The sequence below is a fragment of the Litorivita pollutaquae genome (assembly GCF_003205515.1).
Taxonomy (GTDB): Bacteria; Pseudomonadota; Alphaproteobacteria; order Rhodobacterales; family Rhodobacteraceae; genus Litorivita; species Litorivita pollutaquae.
The window spans coordinates 19,876-44,500 of record NZ_KZ826484.1 but is presented as its reverse complement, the minus strand read 5'-3'; the positions used below and the strand labels follow the sequence as shown (position 1 = coordinate 44,500).

Annotated in this window: 20 protein-coding genes and 2 pseudogenes; 13 read left to right on the top strand and 9 right to left on the bottom strand. The window is 57.0% G+C overall.

Going from position 1 to position 24,625, the window contains the following annotated elements; genetic code table 11:
- Positions 1-2 precede the first annotated feature (2 nt).
- Positions 3-107: a pyrroloquinoline quinone precursor peptide PqqA gene (gene pqqA / locus DI396_RS08820; protein ID WP_110795852.1), complete on the bottom strand. Its 105-nt coding sequence runs from the start codon at positions 105-107 to the stop codon at positions 3-5.
- A 705-nt stretch (positions 108-812) separates the two neighbouring features.
- Here pqqA and DI396_RS08815 point away from each other — a divergent pair.
- From DI396_RS08815 to DI396_RS08800, 4 genes are all read left to right on the top strand, one after another.
- On the top strand, positions 813-1,007 hold the full coding sequence (locus DI396_RS08815; RefSeq protein ID WP_110795851.1) for a hemin uptake protein HemP: 195 nt from the start codon (positions 813-815) through the stop codon (positions 1,005-1,007).
- A 108-nt stretch (positions 1,008-1,115) separates the two neighbouring features.
- Positions 1,116-2,000: a hypothetical protein gene (locus DI396_RS08810; RefSeq protein WP_162617192.1), complete on the top strand. Its 885-nt coding sequence runs from the start codon at positions 1,116-1,118 to the stop codon at positions 1,998-2,000.
- A 23-nt stretch (positions 2,001-2,023) separates the two neighbouring features.
- The gene (locus tag DI396_RS08805; RefSeq protein WP_110795849.1) at positions 2,024-2,875 is read left to right on the top strand and encodes a hypothetical protein; all 852 of its coding nucleotides are present in this window, start codon (positions 2,024-2,026) and stop codon (positions 2,873-2,875) included.
- On the top strand, positions 2,875-3,753 hold the full coding sequence (locus DI396_RS08800; protein WP_110795848.1) for an FkbM family methyltransferase: 879 nt from the start codon (positions 2,875-2,877) through the stop codon (positions 3,751-3,753). Before DI396_RS08805 ends, DI396_RS08800 begins: the two co-directional genes overlap by 1 nt.
- A gap of 57 nt (positions 3,754-3,810) precedes the next feature.
- On the opposite strand, the gene DI396_RS08795 is transcribed toward DI396_RS08800, so the two are convergent.
- Positions 3,811-4,683 carry a hypothetical protein gene (locus tag DI396_RS08795; protein ID WP_110795847.1) on the bottom strand — a complete coding sequence of 291 codons (873 nt, stop codon included), beginning with the start codon at positions 4,681-4,683 and terminating at the stop codon, positions 3,811-3,813.
- Between the two features lie 282 nt (positions 4,684-4,965).
- Here DI396_RS08795 and DI396_RS08790 point away from each other — a divergent pair, with 282 nt between their 5' ends.
- Both DI396_RS08790 and DI396_RS08785 read left to right on the top strand, forming a co-directional pair.
- Complete coding sequence (locus tag DI396_RS08790; protein ID WP_235851800.1) at positions 4,966-6,009, top strand: glycosyltransferase family 2 protein; 1,044 nt, start codon at positions 4,966-4,968, stop codon at positions 6,007-6,009.
- Positions 6,006-8,288: a glycosyltransferase family 2 protein gene (locus tag DI396_RS08785; RefSeq protein WP_235851799.1), complete on the top strand. Its 2,283-nt coding sequence runs from the start codon at positions 6,006-6,008 to the stop codon at positions 8,286-8,288. The genes DI396_RS08790 and DI396_RS08785 overlap by 4 nt, the downstream gene beginning before the upstream one ends.
- A 66-nt stretch (positions 8,289-8,354) precedes the next feature.
- Here DI396_RS08785 and DI396_RS08780 read toward each other — a convergent pair whose 3' ends face one another.
- A complete protein-coding gene (locus tag DI396_RS08780) occupies positions 8,355-9,827 on the bottom strand; it encodes a glycosyltransferase (RefSeq protein WP_110795846.1) in 1,473 nt (490 codons plus the stop codon).
- A gap of 748 nt (positions 9,828-10,575) precedes the next feature.
- Between DI396_RS08780 and DI396_RS08770 the strand changes: the two genes are divergently transcribed.
- A complete protein-coding gene (locus tag DI396_RS08770; protein WP_110795844.1) occupies positions 10,576-11,973 on the top strand; it encodes a hypothetical protein in 1,398 nt (465 codons plus the stop codon).
- A 5-nt stretch (positions 11,974-11,978) separates the two neighbouring features.
- On the opposite strand, the pseudogene DI396_RS16705 reads toward DI396_RS08770, so the two are convergent.
- The 5 genes and pseudogenes from DI396_RS16705 to DI396_RS08740 all read right to left on the bottom strand — a co-directional run bounded on the left by DI396_RS16705 (position 11,979) and on the right by DI396_RS08740 (position 17,120).
- A pseudogene (locus DI396_RS16705) lies at positions 11,979-12,710 on the bottom strand (CoA transferase).
- Between the two features lie 183 nt (positions 12,711-12,893).
- On the bottom strand, positions 12,894-13,883 hold the full coding sequence (locus tag DI396_RS08755; protein WP_110795841.1) for an NAD(P)H-dependent flavin oxidoreductase: 990 nt from the start codon (positions 13,881-13,883) through the stop codon (positions 12,894-12,896).
- A 195-nt stretch (positions 13,884-14,078) separates the two neighbouring features.
- The gene (locus tag DI396_RS08750; protein WP_110795840.1) at positions 14,079-14,756 is read right to left on the bottom strand and encodes a GntR family transcriptional regulator; all 678 of its coding nucleotides are present in this window, start codon (positions 14,754-14,756) and stop codon (positions 14,079-14,081) included.
- A 28-nt stretch (positions 14,757-14,784) separates the two neighbouring features.
- A complete protein-coding gene (gene argE, locus DI396_RS08745) occupies positions 14,785-15,942 on the bottom strand; it encodes an acetylornithine deacetylase (protein WP_110795839.1) in 1,158 nt (385 codons plus the stop codon).
- A complete protein-coding gene (locus DI396_RS08740; RefSeq protein ID WP_110796032.1) occupies positions 15,939-17,120 on the bottom strand; it encodes a M24 family metallopeptidase in 1,182 nt (393 codons plus the stop codon). Before DI396_RS08740 ends, argE begins: the two co-directional genes overlap by 4 nt.
- Here DI396_RS08740 and DI396_RS16430 point away from each other — a divergent pair.
- The 6 genes and pseudogenes from DI396_RS16430 to DI396_RS08715 all read left to right on the top strand — a co-directional run.
- A complete protein-coding gene (locus DI396_RS16430) occupies positions 17,119-17,307 on the top strand; it encodes a hypothetical protein (RefSeq protein WP_162617191.1) in 189 nt (62 codons plus the stop codon). The two genes, DI396_RS08740 and DI396_RS16430, sit on opposite strands and share 2 nt — an antisense overlap.
- A 75-nt stretch (positions 17,308-17,382) precedes the next feature.
- On the top strand, positions 17,383-18,759 hold the full coding sequence (locus DI396_RS08735) for an aspartate aminotransferase family protein (RefSeq protein WP_110795838.1): 1,377 nt from the start codon (positions 17,383-17,385) through the stop codon (positions 18,757-18,759).
- Positions 18,760-18,967: 208 nt separating this feature from the next.
- Positions 18,968-20,068: an ABC transporter ATP-binding protein gene (locus DI396_RS08730; RefSeq protein WP_110795837.1), complete on the top strand. Its 1,101-nt coding sequence runs from the start codon at positions 18,968-18,970 to the stop codon at positions 20,066-20,068.
- A gap of 116 nt (positions 20,069-20,184) precedes the next feature.
- The gene (locus tag DI396_RS08725) at positions 20,185-21,297 is read left to right on the top strand and encodes an extracellular solute-binding protein (RefSeq protein ID WP_110795836.1); all 1,113 of its coding nucleotides are present in this window, start codon (positions 20,185-20,187) and stop codon (positions 21,295-21,297) included.
- Positions 21,298-21,421: 124 nt separating this feature from the next.
- Entirely contained in the window at positions 21,422-22,702 is a 1,281-nt protein-coding gene (locus DI396_RS08720; protein ID WP_110795835.1) for an ABC transporter permease, read from the top strand.
- Positions 22,703-22,715: 13 nt separating this feature from the next.
- Positions 22,716-23,594 (top strand): annotated as a pseudogene (locus DI396_RS08715) (ABC transporter permease); the annotation flags it as partial.
- 82 nt (positions 23,595-23,676) lie between these two features.
- On the opposite strand, the gene DI396_RS08710 reads toward DI396_RS08715, so the two are convergent.
- On the bottom strand, positions 23,677-24,546 hold the full coding sequence (locus DI396_RS08710) for a branched-chain amino acid aminotransferase (RefSeq protein ID WP_110795834.1): 870 nt from the start codon (positions 24,544-24,546) through the stop codon (positions 23,677-23,679).
- Positions 24,547-24,625: the final 79 nt, after the last annotated feature.

Below are 24,625 nucleotides of genomic sequence, written 5' to 3'. Positions count from 1 at the left end.
GATTAAAACAGGTCGCGTTCTGCGCCGCGATCATCGTCCGAAGGGCCGTACATGTTGATTTCCATACCGCAGTTGATTTCGACTGCTTTTGGTTTCGTCCAAGCCATCTTAGTATCCTCCCTGAAGATTTCTAAGTGTAGCCTATGCGCTGCGACGGGATGCGCAAATACGACTAAGGGTGTAATGCGCGGATGCTGCGATGGGATGGCCGCTGGTCTTCTGTGCTGCTGCGGCCATCGTATCGGGGCGCAAATCCGGTATCATCATGTTTGAGCAAGACCCGCTTGGTTTATTGTCATCCGACGCCGTGATTAAGGCTCCGTAGCGCACGGGCGGCTCGGCGGATGCGGATTGATCGGCGACCTAATGAATGCAGCCACGGCAAAGCCCGACTCTATACCCGACGTTTATGCGGTCAGATCAAGAGAATCGCGATCATCGATAACAGCGGCGGTCCCTTCGTTACATCGCGTGCGCGCCGGTGCTTTTTATCATAAGGGCCTTGATATCGTTTCTTTTTGAAAATGTGGAAAAAATAGGCGGGCAAAGCTTTGCAAACCCGCGCCATCGGCGATGGGCAGGCCTTGCCATGTCGGCGCAACTTACCTGAAATCGAGGCGCACATGCGTTTCGCATGCCAAGGTTGATCCGCCTGTGACTACGGCCGTGCCGGTGGGTCCTGAGGCACGGCACAATAAACCTGAGTTTAATACTCAACTTGACATATCCGATTAAATTACTAAGAATTAAAACCAGCCGCGCTCCAGCGTAGCCAGACGCCCGTAACCCCTCCCTGTATAAGGACGCCTTACATGTTGCATACCAATTGGACCGACACCGCCCCTGATGGCGCGCAATCTACGCGCGCCGCCGCTTTTCCCGACCACCATCCCGTGCATGCCGCCAAAACGTTAACCGGAGGCGGAAACCTCGCCTATATCCAGCTTGGCGAGCAAACCTATACATTGCGCATCACCCGTGCGGGCAAATTGATCCTGACCAAATAGCCGCATCGCCCGCAAGGCGCGGCGCGTTGCGCTGGGTTCATTCGGCATGCTAGGTTCTTAACATGCGAAAACCATGAGGTTTTGCGGATGATTGAGGGAGCGGGTCAAATGACCAATGACGTGCATGTGGCGCTGCAAATCGGGTCTCCGATGGATGGCAGTGATGGTCTGATTTGGTCCTTGCGCAAGAATGCACCGTTGCTTGACGCACGTGATTGCGTGGTGCCGCGCCCGAAGTTTTACCGCCGCCCGTTGACCCGTTTGGCCGAAACGCTGCGGGGCAATCCCGCCCCGGTCGAGGCGCAAGACACCCTGCTTTATGCGGGCCTGGAGAGCAACGCGGGGCGGATCTTTTTTGCCAGCACCGAACAGATCGGCAGCGCCGACACCGCATTTGACGACGGTGTATTTTTTGGCGCTGCCGGGGATATGCCAAGCTGGACCCGTGCGTTGTTCCCACAAGCGGCGTTTAGCTTTTTCATGGGCCTGAGCAATCCGGCGATGATGATTGCCGAATTGGTGCACAGCGGCGCTTACGGCACCTATGAAGAAATCACCGATGGCGCGGCACTGACCTCTTTGAAATGGTCCGATGTGATCGCGCGCATCCGCGCAAAAAACCCCGATGTTCCGTTGATCCTTTGGACCAAAGAGGAAATTCCCTTTGTCTGGCCGCGCATTATGCGGGCGGTTTTGGGAGATGGCGATGCCACGGAGCTTGAGGGCGCGCTCGACCCTCTTGGCGCGATTCTGACGCCAGAGGGTCACACACGGCTCGAAACCTATTTGGCCGATCACCCGGGATTAAACGAGGATGCGCGTATACGGGTGCTCGAAATTTTCATGGAAAAATTTGCCCGCCCCGATCAAATTGCGGTGGATATTGATTTGCCTGGGTGGAAAAATGGCACCTATGAAGCGATGACCGAAACTTATGAAACCGATTTGGAAGTGATTGCGGCAATGGAGGGCGTGACGCTCATCTCTGCTTGAATTCCCCGCACTTGAAGGCCCGAATGCCCCGCACCTTGACTTTGATCCGCGCCCTTGAGGTTGATGACGTTGCGCGCAGCCTTGCGCAGAACCTGCGCGCTGCGGGCGCCGAAGTCATATTTGTTTGCGACGAAACCCGAGGCGCGGTGGTGACCGCGCCCTATGAAAAGATTTCCCTAACCGAGGCGCGGCTTGGCGCATTGGGTCTTGCGCCTTTGCCCGCCAAATGGGGATGGCTATGCGGTGATATGTGTTATTATGCGGCGGCGGCAGCCTATCCTGATTATGATCGCTACATGTTGCTCGAATCTGATGTTTTTATCGGGCCGCAGGCGGCCCAAACTTTTGTCGCCACGATGGAAGCCGATGGGGCCGAAGTCATTGCCGCGCAGCTCGATCGACATGCTGCGCCAAAACGCTATTCGCGCGGGTTGGAGTCGATGGGACTTGATCCGCATTGGGGTTGCATCTTTCCGGTATCGCGGGCGTCTGCCCGTGCCGTGGACCATATGAAGACCCTACGCCTGCGCGCAATCAAAGAGCGCCCCAGCGATAAAATCAACGACGAAGCCATTCTCGCCGCAGCCGCATTCGAATATGGTTTGAGCCATATTTCGCTTGAGGCGCTGCTGCCGGACATGTTCGCGCGCAGCAGCTTTGATACCAACCCGCCACATTTGTTTGATGCACAGATTGCCGCGCCCGATCCGGCAAAAGCCTTTCATCCTACAGTGACCTATGCCACGGTAAAGGCGCGCATTGCGAGCGGCGAAAAGAACTATAACCGTCATCGTTTGCGCCGTGTTTTGGCCGAAGCACCGCGCGACATGCGCCGTACGCTCAAGGCCGCGTTAGAGGAGAAAGGCGCGTCGTGATGCCCAAAGATATCAGCCGTAACCGTCTTGACCTGCTTGTTGACATCACGGCGCTTGACGGGAAAATCGAGGTTCTGGATATCGGCGCCAATCCGATTGAGGGCGAGGTGTCCTATCAAGCCCTACTCGATAGCGGATATGCCAATGTCACCGGTTTTGAGCCGCAAGAAGAGGCATTGGCGGCGTTGGATGCACGGAAATCCGATGCCGAAACTTACCTGCCGCATGCCTTGGGTGATGGGAAGAAAAAGAATCTGCACATCTACCAATCCTCCGGCTTTACCTCGATTTTTCCCGCCGATGCGGCCAGCGCCGCCTACCTGAATTTCGAAAAGGGCATGACCGAAAAACAGGTCATTCCCATGCCGACCCGCCGTTTGGACAGCCTCAAACCCGTGGGGAAAGTTGATTTCTTGAAAATCGACGTGCAGGGCAGCGAGACCGCGATCATCAGCAACGGCATCAAAAAGCTGGCCGAGGCTATGGCGGTGCAAACCGAGGTCCGCATGTTCCCGCTTTATGAAGGCGAGCCGCGCTATGGCGAACTTGAGGCCGCATTGGTCGATCAGGGGTTCGAATTTCTACGCTTTGCCTCGTTGAAACATGCCTGCCTCGCTACAGGATTCAAGCGCCGCCTCAAGCGCAGCCAATTTGCCCAAGCCGTCGATGGCGATGCGTTTTTCTTACGCAACATGCGCGCGGTGAACAGTTATTCTGATGACCAGATCCGCAAGCTGGCGGTGATCGCGGACAGCATCATGGGCAATTTCGACCTGACGCTCTATGCGTTGGAACAATTGCAATCGCGCGGTTTGACCAATCCGACGGCGATAGAGCAATATTTTGAAATGGTCCCCGCAGACGCGCGGCGCGGATAGAAAACCGGGCTATGATTGGCCCCGATTTCCCGTGGAACAGTCCCTATTTATGCCGGATTATTGTGTTTCTGCGGCTTCCGCAGCTGCGGCGGCCATTTGGGCCTTTGAAGGGGGCAAAGGCGCATCGGCGGGGTTGATTCCGTGCTTGATCAAAAGCTGACCCAAAAGTGATTTACGATGCGGCGCGCCGCCTTCCTTTTCGACCAATCGTGCCCGCATCCGGCGGCCATAAAGGTGGATCGAATAGGTGTTCTCGGTCACATAGGGCGAGGTGTCGAAGTTCCGTTTCAACATCATCCTGCGATCGCGGAAGGTAAACGGATATAGCCCCTCTTGCGGCAATGCGTATTTTGCTTCGCCGGTTTTATGCAGAAAATGCGTCACCGCATGCGGGCCCCAAACGCCCCAGGGCTGCTCTGATGCATGGATCGGATGGCCCGCATCGCGCGCGTCTTCCAATTCCTTGACGTAGTCTTCGCCGTAATATTCGGGAATGGCGTATTCATCCGAGGTGAAGTCCAACAACGCGCGCAATGTGTCACTGTCCTTGGGCAAACCCAGCACACCGCCATTGATGTGCTTGTCCGATTCCCATCCGTAAAAATGTCCGTTCGGCGTTTCGAACCGCTTGACGCAATAGGCATCGGTGTCGGCCCATATTGTGTCGGTGTTTTGTTCCAACATCTTATAACGGAAGATATCAGAATGCAGCGCCGGGCTACCGGTGCGCGCATGGGTCAAAACATTGTAGTCGGGCAAAACCTCATTCGCGTCGGCCAATTCGATACCATCGGGCACATTTTGCAACGCGCCATAATGATACAGCTTCACATGATGCCCGGCATCGACAAAGGATTTCAGGCACAGCTGCTCAAGAAAGCTGAGAGGCCCCTGCATCCAGAGTGCGGCGATTTGATAGTCTTTACTCATGGTAATCTCCTCGCAGCGCTTTGCCGCGCATGGCCTCTATATATTGCCAGTCTGATGCAGGCCTGCGGCTGAAATTAATCTCGTTTTGATCCTAACGCCATAAATATTGCCAAAGCCCGAGCTTTGCCCGGCATTGCGGGCGCGGGCGTTGCATGGCTGCACCATCAGCTTGAGGATACCCTAAAGCAACCGGTGCGGGCTCTATGTCTGTGCGGCGCGCTGGGGTAACGTGGATCAAAAGCCGGTTAAAGCCGTGCGAGTACAGCAAGATAAGGCAGGCGTTTGGATATTCTCGGCCTCACCACATTGCGAAACGAAGGGCCTTATGTGCTTGAATGGGTCGCCCATCATCTGGCGGCGGGATTCACGCATATGCTGATGTTGAGCCATGATTGCGATGACGGTTCGGTGGCGCTGCTCGATGCATTGGCAGGCACCGGATATGTAACCCACGTGCCCTTCATCCCCGAGGGCAGCAAATCGGTACAATGGCAGGCGCTCAAACGGATCGGGGACCACCCGCGCACCCGCGCCGCCGATTGGGCAATGTTCTTCGATTGCGATGAATTTTTGTGCTTTTCAGGTGAAATAGAGACTGTTTCGGGTCTCGTCCGGGCCTGCGGCACACCGGATGCGATCGCTATACCTTGGCGGTTGTTCGGATCGGGCGGTAGGATCGAGGCTGGCGAAGGACTGACTCCCGAACGGTTTACACGGGCGGCGCCTGAGGATCTGCATTATCCGATGGGACATCTTTACAAATCGCTGATCCGACCGGGTGAGTTTCAAAAACTTGGCGTCCACCGGCCTCGCAATAAAAAGGGCACTCTTCCGCGCTGGGCGGCGTCAACGGGACAAGCCTTATCGCCTGACTTTGCCCAGAACGAAGCATTGATTTCGCTTTACGGGCGTCACCGTGATGCAGAGCGGTTCCCCGATCTGGCACGGCTCAATCATTATTCTCTGCGCTCGGCGGAGGAATTCATTCTCAAATCCATGCGTGGATTGCCCAATCATATGGATCGCAAAATCGACCTTAATTACTGGGCGGAGCGCAATTTCAACTCTGTTGAGGACCGTGGTATTCTGCCCATGATCCCTGCGACAAAAGCGATGATAGAGACGCTTTTGTCGAATTCTGTGGTTGCCAAAGCCCATGCCGACACCTGCGCGGAACATGCCGCGCGGCGGGCGGCATTGCAGGCGGATATCGCGCATGTCAAAACCCTATGGCGGTTGGGCCTGTTGACCGGATCAACCCCGCCGGACGAAGCCACGATGCGCAAATTTATCGCGGCGCAAATGCAAGCAAAGGGCAGCGCATGAGCAAGGCCAAATCCGCAAAGACGCCGGGCAATATCGTATTTCTGAACCGTCGGTTAGAAACCATCACCCACGCGGGGGTGACGCTGCTCTGTGCGGTCGAACGCTTCGAGGATGGCGCGCGCAAAGTAATGCTGTTTTTTCGCCAAGGTGCCGATGCGGCGCTAATTGAGGGCGGCGGCGGCACCACGGTGACCGAGGTCCGTTCCGTCGGCGGCGCGCCATGGGTGTCCTGTGATGTGCAAAGTGTCGTCGGCCCGGTTCAGTTCAAAATCGCAGGGCAGAGTTTCGAAGTGGTGCCGGTTGCTGCGGAATTGAAACTTTTTGAGGCGCGCAATTGTGCGCTGGCCACCCGCAACGGCGAAAGCCCCGAAATTGTCCGCGACTGGTTGGCGTATCACGCCGCCGAACACGGTATGAGCGGAGCGGTGATCATCAACCGCGCCAACCCGAAATCGCGCGACGGATTTGCCAAAAAACTCGCCCGTATGGCGGCAAAGCTCGACCATGATATGACCGTTCTGGTCCTCGATGCGGATGCGCCCTTGGGTGACGACGACGGTGCGCCCGAAGCGCATCCAATCTGTGTGCCCGAAGCGCCGGGCAAGGACCGGATGGAGCACCCCGAGTCCGATCCATGGTCGGCGCCCTTGGTGGCGATCTTGACCTATGAAATCTGCCGCGCGCGGTTTCTTGGCGCGGCGCGGGCCGTGGTGAACATCGACGTGTATGACCTTTTGGTGCCGGGGCCGCAGGGCAATGTGTTTGATGCGGCTGTGGATGCGCCAGAGGGCTTGATCTCTGTGCTCGGACGGCATTGCTATCCGTGGCGGGTGCGCAAAGGCGACGCCACGCAGTTCGCCGATCACATCTGTGTTCAATTCGACGCCCAAGGATTGAAGCAACGGTGGTGTATTGCGCCGGCCAAAGCGCCCGATGATGCGGTTTGGCGGTTGGTTCGCGTGGGCCGCGCTCCTACGGCGACGGATCGTGCGGGGTTGTTCTACCGGCATATGGCATTGCGTCATCCGGCGGAGTCGGTGTCGAAAATTGTGCCGAAGACCAGTTTGATCGAGTATGAGCCGCTATTGGAGCTGTCAAAAAAACGCTTCAAACATAACCCGGTGCGGATGCCCGAGATCGCTGCCGAAGAAGAGGACAACACGCGCGGCCGCGCTGCGATCATCACCACGATGAAAAACGAAGGGCCGTTTATCCTTGAATGGTTGGCCTATCACCGCGCCGTTGGGTTCGATGATTTTCTGATCTACACCAATGATTGCACCGATGGCACGGACACGATGTTGGATCTTCTCGCCTCCAAGGGCGTGGTGCAACACAAGGACAATCCGTTCAAGGAATCCGGCCTCAAGCCACAACACGCTGCCTTGCAAGATGGTGACAACGAAGACGTCATTCGAAATGCCCGTTGGGTGACCTGCATTGATGTTGATGAATTTGTGAACATCAAGGTCGGCAACGGAACATTGGACGCCCTGTTTGAGGTCGTGCCCGATGCCAATATGATCGCGATGACGTGGCGGTTGTTTGGCAATGCGGATGTGCATGAATTCGAAGATCGGCCGATCACCGAGATTTTCCGCCGTGCCGCGCCGGAATTGGCCCGAAAGCCGCATCAGGCATGGGGCTTCAAGACCCTGTTCAAAAACATCGGCCTGTTCAAGAAACTCGGCGTTCACCGACCCAAAGGGTTGAACCCGCAGCTGTGGGAAGAGATCAATTGGGTCAATGGGTCCGGCGCGCCAATGCCAAAGGAAATGTTCCGCAATGGTTGGCGCTCGACGGTGGATACCTATGGCTATGATCTGGTGCAGCTCAACCATTATGCGGTGCGCAGCGCCGAAAGCTTTTTGGTCAAACGCGATCGCGGGCGGGTGAACCACGTCGACCGCGATCAGGGGCTCGCCTACTGGTTTCGCATGAACAACAATTTCGAAGAAGATCTGTCGATCCAGAAACGTTTGCCGATGATGCGGGCAGAGTTGAAAAAATTGCTCAGCGATCCGGAAATACGCGCCGCGCATGAGCATGCGGTTGCAATGCATCGCGCCAAGATCAACGACCTGAAGGCGACCGAAAAATATTCAGCCTTTTACGCCGAACTCACCAGCCCGCGTTTGGAAAAACTCAGCCGTCTACATGTGCATTTCGGATCTGCGGTGTTCCTGACCGGCCCCGATTGCGTTCCGCCCGAGGTCGTGGCGCGCGATCCGCAGGACGAATTTTTCTTCACGGTCGAAGCGACAGAAACCAACCATTAGAGCCATTCTTTACATAGAAACGGCGCCGCAGAGGGCACCGTTATCTAATGTGGTTGGCGCGGAACATCAGGCGTAAAAGGCCATCAATTCGTCAATATGCTGCTTCATCGACAACGGCGCCATCGCGTCTTTCCAATAGGCTTCTTGGGTGATCGTCCCGGCCAGCAAGTCGCGCAGCTTTCCGTGCAACCCGGCGGTGTCACCCGCGCGGAAGACCATATCGGCGCAAGATGACAATTCCTTTGCGCCGCCAAGGTCCGAGGTCAGCAAAGGAATGTGGCGTGCGTGCATTTCGATCGCAACTTGCGGCAGGTTGTCTTCCCATAAGACAGGAACCACGCCGACGTCGACATTCTTTAGAATTTTGTCGAGCTGCTCATGGGTGTAACCATCCGCATAGCTCAGATCGAGGAATTTTTCCTTGAGCGCGGCCACACGTTCCATCGTCGCATGATCGCCGCGACGGGCGCAGATCACCAAACGAATTTTCTTCGCCGTTTTGGCGTCCAAAGCTTCGAGGGCATCGAGCAGAAAAAAGAAGCCCTTGTCGCGGCGCATGTAGCCCATGTAACCCAAAGTGATCGTACCATCTTCGCGCAGGATGGTTTTATTGGGCTTGGTCTCGGCGTATTTTTGCGACTGTTTGGTGCCGATATAGCTGGTATCGATCAATGCAGGTTTGATCCCGAAATAGGCTGCAACCACCCCCACACGTTCAGACACGCAAAGCACCCTGTCAGCATAGCGGTTGATCGTATCGACGAAATGCGCCCGGCGATCAACGAAAGCGTGATGTGCGGGTTGCGTATTGCCGTCTTCGGGCTTGGCCGGATTGCCCTTTATCTTGTGTTTGAGCTTGATCATCTCATTTGTGGAGCGCCCTGCGAGGCGCATCGCGGGGCGGAATCCTTTGTCAAACAGCTTGGTGCCCGGTTTGATGCCTTTGCGTTTGAAGTTATAGGCGACGCCATTGGCCAATTTCACAATCCGCGTATCGGGACGGTGCTGTAGGCAAGAGGCGCATTTGCTGCCGTTCTCGAAGTTGGTGCAATTCTCGCGTTCATCATACCACAGGTTCACCTGTGGGCAGATCGGATAATAGTTGTGTAGCGACACAATCACCTTGGTTTCGGGCCACCGCTCTTTCAGCCGCAGGACATCTACTGGAAGCCCTTCGAGGTTATTGAAATGGACGACGTCAAAGGGACCGTTCTTATCGATAAAATCGAAAAATGTCTCTTCTGTCGCCGGATGGCTTAGCTGTTCCACACTGCCAAAGGAATGGTGCGCGGGGGCCAACACCCCTGAGTTTACGATCTCGAACCGGCGACCTTTATGGGCAGAGGCGTTATACTTTAACCGTTCCCAGCGCGGTTTTTGCGTCACCACATCATAGGAAATCCCCGATGAAATGAACCAGGCATCTACGTTCGGTTCTTTGTCCAAAGCTTCAATGACATTGCGTTGATAGACGGTGACACCGCCGCCGCGCTTTTCAAAATCCAGATAATCAACCCAGTTGTAGTATAGAATCTTCATTGTATTCCCCGGTCATCAGCGGCGCTTGTCATTTTGCCGCCCGTACCCGTGCCTTGTTGTTCAAGTTGATGGCACGCATCACACGTATTCATTTGATATTCTTCTTAACGCCGCACGCACGACATGCAAGCAAGGAGGCCGAATTTTTGGCACAGGCACCCGCAGCGTACCAACCTTGATCGCCGGTACAACATATTGTTTTTATTGTGTTTTGAAAGGATCTTGCGTGCTGCAAACGCTTGGGCGTTGGCGGAAGTTCCTCAAAGCAACATCAGTATTTGCGCGGATTGCAGAACGGTATGGCGCACAACGATGCGTTTTGAATGGGTTAAGGACTACAACTGGGCCATAGCTCACATTTGTCATCCCAGCGACGGAAGGCGATGATCCCCTCGCGCCACGCGGCCGTTCTGCGCGCGGTCTGTTGGGCAGCATCCCTTGCCAGCTGCCGCCTGCCAGAGGTCAAAGCGTCTCCCTCGATGTGTCCAAATCCACCGATGGCCTGATCAAGACGACCTGCGGGTTCCGGCGGCATTGGGCACATCGGTGGATCATTTGATCGCCCGCGATATCGGCATGAACATCGGCTACGGATGAGATCAACCTAGGGCGTGGCAAAATAGCCTTGGACGGGGCCTTGCGGCAAATCCTTGCACCGCAGCCTATTGGATAATACCACATAGGCGCGGCGCGGATCATCGCGCCGCCTTTGATTTTTCTCACTTGATCCTTCAGAAAGGCAGCGTTGATGCCGCAGCCGCGCCGCCCCGAAGTCTCTGCTTTTCTGCTGATCCTCATATGTCTGAGCGCTGCCGCCGCGCAAATCGCCGCGCCGCCCTTCACGGCGGCGATTGCGGGACCGGCGCTGTTGCTGTTCTTTTTGCGCGAATGGCGGCATCTGGCACGGATGGCGCGGATCTTGGTGATGATCAGCCTGCTCGGTTCCGGGATGTTATTGTTGGCTGAAAAGATCGACCTTGCCGTTCTTGGCCGCGCGATCGACAGAGCGGCATTTTTGGCATTTTTCGTCACGGCATTGAGTTTGCTGCAAAGCGCGGGCGGGCGCTCGCCGATGATCCGCAACTGTGGTGAGGCATTGGTCGAACAGCCCCCCGGCCGGCGCTACACCGTGCTCACCATCGGCGGGGCGCTGTTCGGCGTTTTGTTGAGCCTCGGCACGCTGTCGCTGTTGGGTTCTATCATCGTCAGCGGTGTGGAAGGGCGGCGCGGGTCGACCGAACCAAGGATCAGCGAAATTCGTATGCAACGGATGACTTTGGCGATGCTACGCGGGTTTTCTACAATTCCGATGTGGTCACCCACGACCATGACGTTGGCGATTATCTTGTCAGGCCTGCCGTCGCTACGCTGGATTGATATTCTGCCGCTTGGCCTTGCGGCGACGGTGGCGTTTTTGGTCTTAGGTTGGATCACGGACCGTCTCACCTACCCTAGGCCCAGTGGCGCAAACCGCACCGAAGGCGCGCCTCTTACCACGCTTTTACCATTGGTCGGTTTGGTCATTTTGATCCCCGGCGTGGCCTATGTGGTGGCGGAAGTACTCGGCCTGTCGATGATTGCGGCGTTGTTGGTGACCGTGCCGTTCATTTCGTTTGGGTGGATTTTTATCCAGATGCGTGGCGCGGGCGATTCACATCCGATGCGCGCCTCGGGCACATGGATCATGCGGGATGTATTGCCGTCCCTGCCATCCCTGCGCTCCGAGGTTGGGATTTTTGCCGGATCGGCCTTTATTGGGATCTTGATCCCGCCTCTTCTAAATTTGGACGTTATCGGCAGCACCGTGGCGCAGCTGGGTTTGTCGGCGGGGGGCGTTTTGGTGTTGTCCTTCTGGGGCATCGCTCTTGCGTTGATGGTCGGTATCAACCCAATCATCTCTGCGACGATTGCGATCGAAATATTGCCGAACCTGCCCGGATTGGCACTGAGTGAACTGGGGATTGCGCATATGGTGATGATGTCATGGGCCGTCATCATCGGACTATCACCCTTCTCCACCTCGGTGCGCATGTCCGCGCGGGTGATCGGCCGCGAAGCCGCCGAAATCGGGCTGAGATGGAACCTGCGGTTCTCGCTGGTGGCGGGGGCGCTCTTGTCGCTTTATTTGTTCTTCATCGGCGCATAGGTGCGTCAGCGCGCCGATAAAGTGCCCTTCGCGAGCAACCCGTCAACCTCGCCCTGATCAAATCCCCATCCTTGCAATGCGGTGGCATTGTCCGCGCCGATTTCGGGCGCCGGGGGCGGGCATCTGCGGCTTGGCTTGGGTAAAAAGCGCGGCGCAGGCACAGGCTGCGGATATCCGGCGCTTGCGGTATTATGCGGGTGATGCGGGGCCTCCGTAAGATCCAGAACCGGAGCGAAACACACATCCGTTCCCTCGAAGACAGCCGTCCATTCGTCGCGGCTTTTCTGACGGAAAACAGTTTCTAATTCGGCCCGAAGTGCAGGCCAATGGGCGGGATTGTTACGCCCCTCTACCGCCGTACCGGACAGATCAAGCATCTACACCAGTAGGGCGAAAAACTGTGGCTCCAGAGGGGCCAGAGATATCCTTTTGCCGTCGCTACATTCATAAACGCCGTAAAAGGGTGCGCCGCAGTCAAGCCGGTTGGCCGCACGGGCGTTTTCCCATCCGCCATTGGCGAGAAATCCGTAGATGAATCCCATCACCGATGCGGCCCCGTCGACAATGGCCGCATCGACCACATCGCCTTTGTCGGTCCTAGCGGCGCGCAGCAGGGCCGCGACCATGCCAAAGGTCAAGAGCATCCCACCGGCTCCGAACTCGCCCAATAGAGTCAAAGGAGGGACCGGCATGCCATCCTTTGGCCCCGTGGCCCAAAGCGCACCCGAAAGGGCGATGTCATTGATGTCATGCCCTGCGGCATGGGCCAGCGGTCCGCTTTACTCTCATCCGGTCATACGCCCGTAAACAAGGGCTGGATTGTGTGCGGCGCAGATCTCCGGGCAAGGCCCAACCGCACCATATGCCAAGGGCGCCACATAGTTCATGCAGCGCCCCAACAATCGCAAGGTCGTCTCTGATCAGGCGCGTTTCCACCCGAGTTGTGCCGCAAGCCGCTCTTGTGCCGCGACATACTCGCGTTGCAAACGTGCGATCAAATCGGCGGTGGGGACGATTTCGTTGATCGCCCCGATGCCTTGACCCGACCCCCAAATCTCTTTCCAGCTTTTGGGCTTTTCGCGGTTCTCGCCAAAATCCATTTTCGAGGCGTCGGAGATTTCCAAACGGTCGGGGTCCATGCCGGTTTTGGCAATCGACGGTTTGAGATAGTTGCCCCAAACGCCGGTGAAGAGGTTTGAATAGACGATATCTTCGGCGCCACATTCGGCGATCATATCTTTATAGGCCGCGTCGGCGTTTGCTTCGGTCGTGGCGATAAAGGCCGATCCGGCATAGCCGCCGTCGGCCCCCATCGCCTGTGCGGCCAGAATGCTGTCGCCAGTAGCAATCGCACCGGACAGGAACAGCGGCCCGTTAAACCACTCACGGATTTCCTGAATCAAGGCGAGCGGCGATTGCGCGCCGGCATGGCCACCTGCACCGGCGGCAACGGCGATCAAACCATCGGCCCCTTTTGCAATCGCCTTATGGGCAAACCGGTTGTTGATGATGTCATGCAAGGCAAGGCCGCCGCAATCATGTGCGGCTTGGTTCACCTCTTCGCGCGCGCCAAGAGATGTGATCCAGATCGGCACCTTGTAGCGGTGGCAAATCTCCAGATCCCGCTCCAGACGCGCGTTCGAGCGATGCACAATCTGGTTCACCGCATAGGGTGCGGCGGGGGTGTCGGGGTTGGCTTGGTTATAGCGGTCAAGCTCTTCGGTGATCTTCTTGAGCCAAAGCTCCAGTTGAATGTCCTCACCGGCTTTTTCGCGCGCGTTCAGCGCCGGGAACGACCCGACAACGCCCGCCTTACATTGCGCGATCACCAGATCGGGATTGGAAATGATAAACAACGGTGAACCAATCAGCGGCAAACGCAGGCTGTCAAAAATTGCAGGCAGGGCCATGTTCTCGTCTCCTCAGAAATTCCATCCGTTCACCGCGCCGTCATGCGTTGCGAACGGCCCCCCAAGATCGGGGTAGCAGGGGCAGAGGTTAGGATAGAAACCGGCGCTTCAAAATAGCTAAAACCAAAAAGCGCCGTAAGGTTTTTCATCGGAAGCGCGTGGGACCCCGACCCTGAGGAATGCCAAAAACAGGCTCTAACCTTGGGCAAACTTCTTTAGGCGCACCACACATAGCGATATATGCGCCTGCCGGATCATCGCGGCGGCCAATGGGTCCGATGCGGCAATCGCCTCACCGATCTGTGTGATTTCACCGGAAAAAATGGCGGTTTCCCGTGCCAGATCCAGTTGGGGGATGGATTGAAGCCAGATGCGCGCAGTATGATAATATAAGCGCAACGACATGTCGCGCAGGGCTTGGTTTTCTGTCAGCTCGGTGCCGAAAATAAAGAAATCCATGTTCAACGCAGCAAAGCGGCGGGCATCCGGCGACGCGAGCAGCGCCGCAGCGCGCTGGCTGAACTCTGTGATTTGCTTTTGATGTGCGGTGGTGATGGTGACCGGCGACAACCGCCCGACAAGCCCCGCCAACTCACAGCGTAATTCATAGGTGCGGGCCATCTCGGTCAAAGAGACATCCGTGACTAATGTGCCGACGCCATGTTGGCTTTGCAGCAATCCGGCGTCTTCGAGGCGCGCCAGAGCCCGCCGGATCGGCGTGCGCGAGGTGCCGAATTCCGCCGCCAGATCGGCTTCGGACAGGCGCGTGCCGGGCGGATAATCCAATAGGCAGATGCGCCGCAGAAGACAATCCGAGAGCTGCTCGAAACGCTCTTTCGCATCGCCGGAAAGTGTCGGATTGTCTGCGTCCATCTTGCGGGCCTTTCGGGTTATGCTTGGGTCATACCATGCGATCACCGATGCCGGAAAGCAGGGAGAGACAGCTTGCCAGCTGGCTCAGCGATATGAATTCATCCGCCTTGTGGGCTTGGTCAATGCTGCCGGGTCCGCACACCACGACATCGCAGCCGAGCGTTTGGAACAACCCCGCCTCGGTGCCGAACGGCACCACATCGGCCCCATTCGCGCCGGTCAGCGCGGCGAGCAAGTCACGCGCCAGATTCTGTGCCATCGGTTCCAATCCGCAAACCTCGCCGATGATTTCAGTGGTGATGCCCGCTGCCGGATCGATGGCCCGCATCCGCGCACCCAAATCCGCCACATAGGCGTCGATCTCGGCTTTTACAAAGATTTGATCGGCCTGCGTCACGGGGCGCATTTCCCATTCCACCTCGGCGCGCGGGGCGATGACATTGGTTGCAACACCCCCTGCAATGCGCCCGATGTTGATTGTGCTCCATGGTGGATCAAACCGCGAACCCTGCGGTGCGCGGGTTTTCAACATTTCGCCCAATTCCAACAGACGGTTGACGTAGCGCACCGCGTATTCCGCAGCATTCACCCCCAAATCGGGGGTCGAACCATGCCCTTCGGCCCCTTGAAATTGCGTGCGATATTCGCAGCACCCCTTATGGCCTTCGATGATCCGCATCATTGTCGGTTCGCCGATCAACGCCATCGCAGGGCGGATGCCACGCGCCTCAAGCTGCGGAACCAAGGCCCGCGCGCCAAGGCATCCGACCTCTTCATCATGGGTGAATGCGAAATGGATCGGGCGCTTCAAGTCCCGCGCCGCAAAGTCCGGCGCCATGGCGACGCAGGCGGCGATAAACCCCTTCATGTCACATGTGCCGCGCCCGTAAAGCAGGTCGCCATCGCGGCGCATCTGAAACGGATCGCTGGTCCAGCTTTGATCTTCTACCGGTACGACATCACTATGTCCCGACAAGACGATGCCGCCGTCTCGATCCGGCCCGAGCGTGGCAAATAAATTGGCCTTTGTCCCGCAGGGGCTGCGGTAAACATCGGTCCGTGCGCCGGCATCCTCAAGCCGTCCGGCGAGGTGATCAATCATTGCCAAGTTGCTGTCGGACGACACGGTAGGATAGGCAATCAAATCCCCCAAAATCGTCTCTGTTTGGGCCAAATGCGCGCTCATTTGATGAAAAGCTTACGTGGCACGTGGCAAAAGGTTTCGGCGGGGCCGTCTTCTGTGATCAAGATGCTCTCGGTGATTTCCAACCCCCATTCATCGGTCCAAAGCCCCGGCATGAAGTGAAAGGTCATCCCCGCCTCCAGGATCGTGTGGTCGGTGTCACGCAAAGAGATCGTTCGCTCGCCCCAATCGGGGGGATAGCTGAGCCCAATGGGGTAGCCGCAGCGCGCGCTGCGTTCGATGCCCGCAGCCTCCAAAGGTACGGCGAGCGCGTTGAAAATATCGCAAGCGCGATTGCCGGCGCGGCCTGCGTCCAACCCCGCCTCCAGACCTTTGATCAAAGCGCCCTCGGCCCGCAGCACATCATCGGGCGGTGAACCAAGGTAGACCGACCGGCAAAGCGGCGCGTGATAGCGGCGGTAAACGCCGGACAATTCGAAAAATGTACATTGTTCGGGGGTCAAAGGCGAGCCATCCCATGTCAGATGCGGCGCGGATGAATCGGCTCCGGAGGGCACCATCGGCACCAATGCGGGGTAGTCCCCCCAATCTTCCTCGACCCCCAATAGCGCATCGCGGTAAATCTCGGCAACCATCTCGTTTTTGCGCAGGCCAACTTCGGCCCGCTCAATGGCGCCATAGACCATTTTTTCCGAAATCCGTGCGGCCCGACGCATGAAGGCGATTTCTTCGGCGGATTTCACCGCGCGTTGCCAGTTGACCAATGTGGTCGCATCCACAATCTCGGCGTCCGGCAGTTCGGCGCATAGCGTGGTGTAGGCCTTGGCCGAGAAGTAGTAATTCTCCATCTCGACGCCGAGGCGGGCACGTTCAAACCCCATGTCTTTGATCACCCCCGCCAAATGCTGCATCGGATGGAATTCGGTCGATTGCACAAAGTGGTCGGGGTAGGGGCGCAGGTTGTCGGAGCCCAGCCATGAGGTGCGCCGCGCGCCGTTGGCGTCAATATTGCGACCCCACCAAACCGGCTCGTCCTCCAGTGTCAAAATTACGCCTTGATGCACATAGAAGGACCAACCGTCATACCCCGTCAGCCAGGCCATATTCGAGGGATCCTCGACAAAAAGCACATCGATGCCGCGCGCATCCATGGCGGCGCGGGTCAGGCCGAGGCGGCGGTCATATTCGGAGGCAGTGAAGGCAAGGGAGATAGGGGGCATGGCGGCCTCTTTGAGCGGGAATAAGATGATCAAGCCGATTTGTGCACAACTCGTCCGCTCCGAAAGCGACGCCGCCATGTCGCTTTTAGAAAATCAGTTAAAATTTAGGCAGCCTATCGTGGTCTGGATTGCCCATGCTGCAAAGTTGTGCACAACTGTGGTGGTGTGGGCCCTGACGGGCTACTGACGGTTTACCGCCGTGACGCCCACCGCCAACACTACCCAATACCCACACGTCAAAGACCAACCCGAGGATGCTGCAATGCTGACCAATGACCAACTCGCCCAATGGGACCGCGAGAATTTCTTTCACCCCTCCACGCATCTGGCGCAACACGCGCGCGGCGAAACGGCGACGCGTGTGATCCGCACCGCCAAAGGGTGTCATATTGAAGACCGTGACGGGAACAAATTGCTGGATGCTTTCGCGGGGCTTTATTGTGTCAATGTCGGGTATGGTCGCCAAGAGATTGCCGAGGCCATCGCCGATCAGGCGCGCGAATTGGCCTATTATCATGCCTATGTCGGTCACGGCACCGAAGCATCAATTACCCTGTCGAAAATGATTCTCGACCGTGCGCCTGCGGGCATGTCCAAAGTTTACTTCGGTCAATCGGGCAGCGATGCCAACGAGACCAACGTGAAATTGGTGTGGTATTACAATAACATTCTAGGCCGCCCCGAAAAGAAACGGATCATTTCTCGGTGGCGCGGGTATCACGGATCGGGTTTGGTAACCGGGTCGCTGACCGGGCTTGAGGGCTTTCACAAAAAATTCGATTTGCCACTGAGCCAAGTCATCCACACCGAAGCGCCCTATTATCACCGCCGCCCCGAAACGGACATGACAGAGGCGCAATTTACCGCGCATCTCGTGGCGGAATTGGAGGCGCTGATTGAGCGCGAGGGTGCCGATACGATCGCGGCCTTCATTGGCGAGCCGGTGCTTGGCACCGGGGGCATTGTGCCGCCACCCGAAGGTTATTGGCCCGCCGTGCAAGAGGTTTTGGATAAACATGACATCCTGCTCATCGCTGACGAAGTGGTCACCGGCTTTGGCCGCCTCGGCACGATGTTCGGTTCGGATCACTATGGGATCAAGCCTGATTTGATCACCATCGCCAAGGGTCTGACTTCGGCCTACGCGCCGCTGTCTGGCTCGATCGTGGGCGACAAGATGTGGAAGGTTCTGGAGCAGGGCACCGATGAAAACGGTCCCATTGGACACGGCTGGACCTATTCGGCGCATCCGATTGGCGCGGCGGCAGGGGTGGCGAACCTCAAGCTGCTCGATGAGCTAGAGCTTGTGCAGAACGCCGGCGAAGTGGGTGCCTATTTGAATGCTGCACTGCGCGATGCGCTGGGCGGGCATAAGAATGTCAGCGAGATCAGGGGCGAGGGAATGCTCGCGGCGATCGAGTTTGATGCCGATGCCGAAACCCGCAGGCCCTTCGATCCGGACCAAAAAATCGGGGTGCAAATCACCACGGCGCTGGCCGCAGATGGAGTGATTGGTCGCGCCATGCCGCAGGGCGACATTCTCGGATTCGCGCCGCCGTTCTGCCTGAGTCGGGCCGAGGCGGATGAAATCGCAACCAAGACAAAACGCGCTGTCGAAAGCGTTCTGGGGACCGCATAAGCGCAGCGCTTCCTCTGCGGAAGCTGCTTGATGCATGGGAATGAGGCAGTCAGATCGACTTTAAAACGCTGATTTGCTGCCCGTTTTTCCCGCAACTGCCGGTTTTTGCCCAAAAAGGGCGCGATCCGGTTGCAAGACAGCGCCTGAGGCGCTTTAGTTTGACCATAACGAGCGGGAAAACCCGCTGGACGAAAACAGGGAGCCTCTTTTGGCCGATACTGCGAACAACGACGCCTTTGTCGAATTTGAACGCGTGCAAAAAAGCTATGACGGCGAAACACTCGTCGTCAAAGATTTGAACCTCTCGATGCCAAAGGGCGAGTTTCTCACGATGCTTGGGCCGTCGGGATCGGGAAAAACCACCTGTCTGATGATGCTTGCGGGGTTCGAGACCGCCACCCACGGCGATATTCGCCTTGGCGGCACCTCGATCAACAACATCCCGCCGCACAAACGCGGCATCGGCATGGTGTTTCAAAACTACGCTCTTTTTCCGCATATGACGATTGCCGAAAACCTGTCCTTCCCGTTGGAAGTGCGCAAGATTGGCAAATCCGAACGTGAGGCCAAGGTCAAGCGCGCCCTCGACATGGTAGAAATGGGCACCTTTGGCGGCCGCCGTCCGGCGCAGCTTTCGGGCGGGCAACAGCAGCGTGTCGCCTTGGCGCGGGCTTTGGTGTTTGAACCCGAACTGGTGTTGATGGACGAGCCGCTCGGCGCGCTGGACAAACAGCTGCGCGAAAAGATGCAATTCGAGATCAAGGCGATCGCTGACAATCTGGGCATCACCGTGGTTTATGTGACCCACGACCAAACCGAGGCCTTGACCATGTCGGACCGGGTTGCGGTGTTCCAAGATGGCCGCATTCAACAATTGGCCCCGCCGGATCAACTTTATGAATCGCCGGAAAACAGTTTTGTTGCGCAGTTCATTGGCGAGAACAACACCATGGAAGGCGTTGTCACGCAGATCAGCGACGGCAAAGCCTTGGTGCAATTGGATGGTGGCGAGTTGATTGATTGTAAGCCGGTGAACGTCACCAAGGTCGGTGAACGCACCCGTGTGTCGATCCGCCCCGAGCGCGTCGAATACAACAAAGAACGCCTGCATGCTGATGCTCATACCCTCAAGGCCGAGGTGTTGGAGTTCATCTATATGGGCGATATTTTCCGCACCCGCCTGCGTGTGGCGGGCAATGATGAATTCATCATCAAGACCCGCAACGCCCCCGACCAAACCCGGTTGAAGCCGGGTGAGCAGATCGAAATCGGTTGGATGCCAGAGGATTGTCACGCGCTCGACGCGTGACGCATGAGATTCGCGCGCGCTGCCACATCGCCCGCGCGATACACCCCGCAGCCATGACGGTTAGGCCCGTTACCTATGGTGTGCAGAGAACAACGGGAACCAATTGGGAGAAAGCTATGAAATTGACAAAAACTCTTCTGGCCACCACCGCGCTTGCGATGACAGCAGGTGTGGCCGGTGCGGACGGCCATATGGCCGACGAAATGACCATCGTGTCGTGGGGCGGCGCCTATTCGGCTTCGCAAATCAAAGCCTACCATGAGCCCTACATGGAAAAAACGGGCATCAAGATCATCAATGATGAAAGCTCGTCCGAAGCTGTGGCGAAACTGCGCGCGATGAGCGAAGCGGGCAATGTCACATGGGATCTGGTGGACGTCGAAGCCGCTGATGCGATCCGTCTGTGCGACGAAGGCCTTGCGTTGGAAATCGATCCGGCGACCGATCTGGCGCCGGCGCCTGATGGCACATCTGCTGCGGATGACTTTGGTGATATGCTGGTGTCCGACTGCTTCATCCCGCAGATCGTTTTCTCGACCACCTTCGGTTACCGCACCGATCAGGTTCCCGAAGGCGTCGATGCGCCGAGCGGTGCTTGCGATGTCTTTGACCTCGAGACATATCCGGGCAAACGCGCGCTGAACAAAAACCCGATTGCCAACATGGAATGGGCGTTGCTCTGCGACGGTGTTGCATATGAGGAAGTTTACACCACGCTGGAAACCGAGGAGGGCCAAGCGCAAGCCTTTGCCAAACTCGACACCATCAAGGCCGACACCCTGTGGTGGTCTGCGTCCGCCGAGCCGATTCAATGGTTGGCTGACGGTGAAGTCTTCATGGCATCGGCCTATAACGGCCGCCTTTTTTCGGCGATTGTCGAAAAAGATCAGCCCATCGGCATGGCATGGAACTGGCAGATGTTTGACCTTGACGGTTGGGTGATCCCCGCCGGTTTGGCCGACGATCGTCTGGCGCGCGTCAAAGATTACGTGATGTATGCAACCGACACCCAGCGTTTGGCCGATCAGGCGAAATACATCTCTTACGGTCCTGCGCGCGCTTCCTCTGCGCCGCTGGTTTCGACCCACGCCGATTTGGGAATCGAAATGGCACCGCATATGCCGACAGAGCCGTCGAATGCCGAAAACACCTTTGTAAACAACTACATGTGGTGGGCGGACTACCGCGACGATCTGGATGCAAAATTCCAGGCGTGGTTGGCCAAGTAAGCCATTTTTAAGCATAGGCAGTGGGCCGGATCACCGGCCCGCTCGCAAATTCCGGCAGGGCGCCCGCGCCCGCCGGACCCAGATACGAGACGCGGCAAACGCGCGATAAACGGGGACACGATCCATGACTGACACCACTGCCCACGACAACTCCGGCCCGGTATTGGCCGCCGACGGCAAGCCGCTTAAGGTCAGTCTCGCCCGTGCTCTGCGCCGCCAGAAAATCCGCGCGCTTTTGCTGATTGCGCCGCTTTTGTTGTTTGTTCTGATCACATTCATCGTGCCGATCGGGGATATGTTGTTCCGGTCCGTCGAGAACCAGATCGTACAAGAGACCCTGCCGAAGACGGTTGTCGCCCTGCAAGAGTGGGACAGCGAGGCGGGCACCGTGCCAGAAGAGCCAGTGTTTGCCGCATTGGCCGCCGATATGAAAATCGCCGTCGCAGAGAAGACGCATACGCGCCTCGGCACACGGCTCAACTATGAAATGAACGGGATTTCGTCGTTGTTCCGCAAATCGGGACGCGGTGTGAAAAAATGGGACCTGGCCAACGATGGGCCGTTTAAGGACAAATTTATCGCCCTCGATAAGAAGTGGGCTGATCCCGAGGTCTGGGTCACGATCAAGGCCAATTCCCCCAAATATACCCCCGGATATTTTCTGAATGCGGTGGATATGCAGGTGTCGCCCGACGGCATCGAAGCCCGACCCGAAAACCAACAAATCTATGTCACCTTGTTCAAACGCACCTTGATGATGAGCTTGATGATTACCGGATCGTGTATTTTGCTGGGCTACCCGATTGCGTGGATTTTGGCGAATTTGCCCATGCGCCAAGCCAATCTTTTGATGATCCTTGTGCTCTTGCCGTTCTGGACCTCGCTCTTGGTGCGCACATCCGCGTGGAAGGTTTTGCTGCAACAGCAGGGCGTGATCAATGATTTGCTGGTCTGGATCGGGCTTGTCGATGATGCGAACCGATTGGTGATGATCAACAACGCCACCGGCACGATCATTGCCATGACGCATATCCTGTTGCCCTTTATGATCCTGCCGCTTTATTCGGTGATGCAGACCATTCCGGAAACTTACCTGCGCGCGGCAAAATCTCTTGGCGCGACCAATTGGACCGCCTTTTGGCGGGTCTATTTCCCGCAGAGCATTCCGGGCATTGGCGCCGGTTCGATCCTCGTCTTCATTCTGGCCATTGGATATTACATCACCCCTGAATTGGTTGGTGGGACCAAAGGCGTGTTCATCTCGAACCGGATTGCTTTCCATATCTCGACCTCGCTCAATTGGGGGCTGGCGGCGGCGCTGGGCGCGATCCTTTTGGCGGCGGTGCTGATCCTCTATTACGCCTACGACAAAATCGTCGGCATCGATAACGTGAAGTTGGGATAAGATCATGAGCAGCCTTCCCCCCTATGCCACCACCGGTCAACGCATCTGGTTCTATGCCTTTCGCGTGATTTGCGGGTGCATTTTCTTCTTCCTGATTGCGCCGATCCTGACGATCATTCCGCTCTCGTTCAATGCGCAGGATTTCTTCACCTTCACACCGGAAATGCTCAAGCTCGACCCGGATGGCTATAGTCTCAAACACTACCGTGATTTCTTCTCCAGCTCGGATTGGCAGCATAGCTTCAAGAACTCGCTGATCATCGCGCCGATTGCGACGATTGTGTCTGTCTCGCTTGGCACGCTGGCTGCCATCGGCCTCAGCCAAAGTCATGTCCCGTTCCGTCGCGGGATCATGGCGATCTTGATCTCACCGATGATTGTGCCGCTGATCATCTCTGCCACGGGCATGTTTTTCTTCTACTCCACGCTTGGCAATTGGATGGAAAACAGCCTTGGCATGAACAAGAATTTCGTCGGTTATGTGAAGGTCGTTTTGGCCCACTCGGTTCTTGGTATTCCCTTCGTGATCATCACCGTCACGGCGACGCTTGTCGGGTTTGACCGTTCGCTCACCCGCGCGGCGGCGAATATGGGCGCGGGGCCGGTGACCACCTTCTTTCGTGTGCAAATGCCGCTGATCTTGCCGGGTGTGATTTCCGGCGCGCTCTTCGCCTTTATCACCTCGTTTGACGAAGTCGTCGTTGTGCTTTTCGTCGGCTCCGCCGCGCAAAAGACCTTGCCATGGCAAATGTTCACCGGCCTGCGCGAGCAAATTTCCCCGACCATTCTGGCGGTGGCGACGATTCTTGTGGTGATTTCGGTGCTCCTGCTCACCACGCTGGAACTCTTACGCCGTCGCTCTGAGCGGTTGCGGGGCATGAGCCCGGGGTAAGCGGGGCCAAGACGATGACCCAGACAAAAACGCCGCGCAGGTCACCCCGAGCGGCGTTTTCATTTTGTACCAATGCTAGGCCTTACAAGCGTACAAGCTTCTCATAGTTTTCCGCGATGTCGCGGGTCAATGCGCCGACCTCAAACGTATAATCGCCGATCTGCCCGACGGGGGTGACTTCGGCGGCGGTGCCGGTCAACCAGCACTGCTCGAAGCCGTCCAGCTCCTCGGGCATGATGTGGCGTTCATGCACGGTCACACCGCGTTCGGCCAACATGCCCAAAACCGTTTGACGGGTGATGCCATTGAGAAAGCAGTCGGGCTTGGGCGTATGCACTTCGCCGTCCTTGACGAAAAAGATGTTCGCGCCCGTCGCCTCGGCCACATAGCCGCGATAGTCATACATTAACGCGTCTGAGCATCCTTTTTCCTCTGCGGCATGTTTGGACATGGTGCAGATCATATAAAGACCGGCGGCCTTGGCTTCGCAAGGGATCGTCGCGGGGTCCGGGCGGCGCCATTTTGCGATGTCGAGCTTGGCGCCCTTCATTTTGGCATCGCCATAATAATTGCCCCATTCCCATCCGGCGACGGCAAGGCGCACGGGGTTCTTTTTGGCCGAAACGCCCATGTCTTCGCCCGCGCCGCGCCATGCGACCGCGCGGACATAGGCATCTGTCCAACCATTGGCTTCGAGCATCGCGTATTTTGCCGCTTCGATTTCATCGACGGAATAGGGGATGTCGAAATCAAGCAGGTTGGCAGAGCGTTTCAAGCGTTCCGAATGCTCCACACCTTTGAAAATCTTGCCATTGTAGCAGCGCTCGCCCTCAAAGACCGAGGAAGCATAATGCAGCGCATGGGTCAGAATATGGACCTTTGCATCGCGCCACTCGACAAGTGTGCCATCCATCCAGATTTTGCCGTCGCGATCATCATATGCGCCCGTCATGGTTTCGTTCCTTTCTTAGCGCGGCCTTGCCGCTGTTTTGCATTTGTTGCGCACCTATGGCCGGTGCGGACATAATATT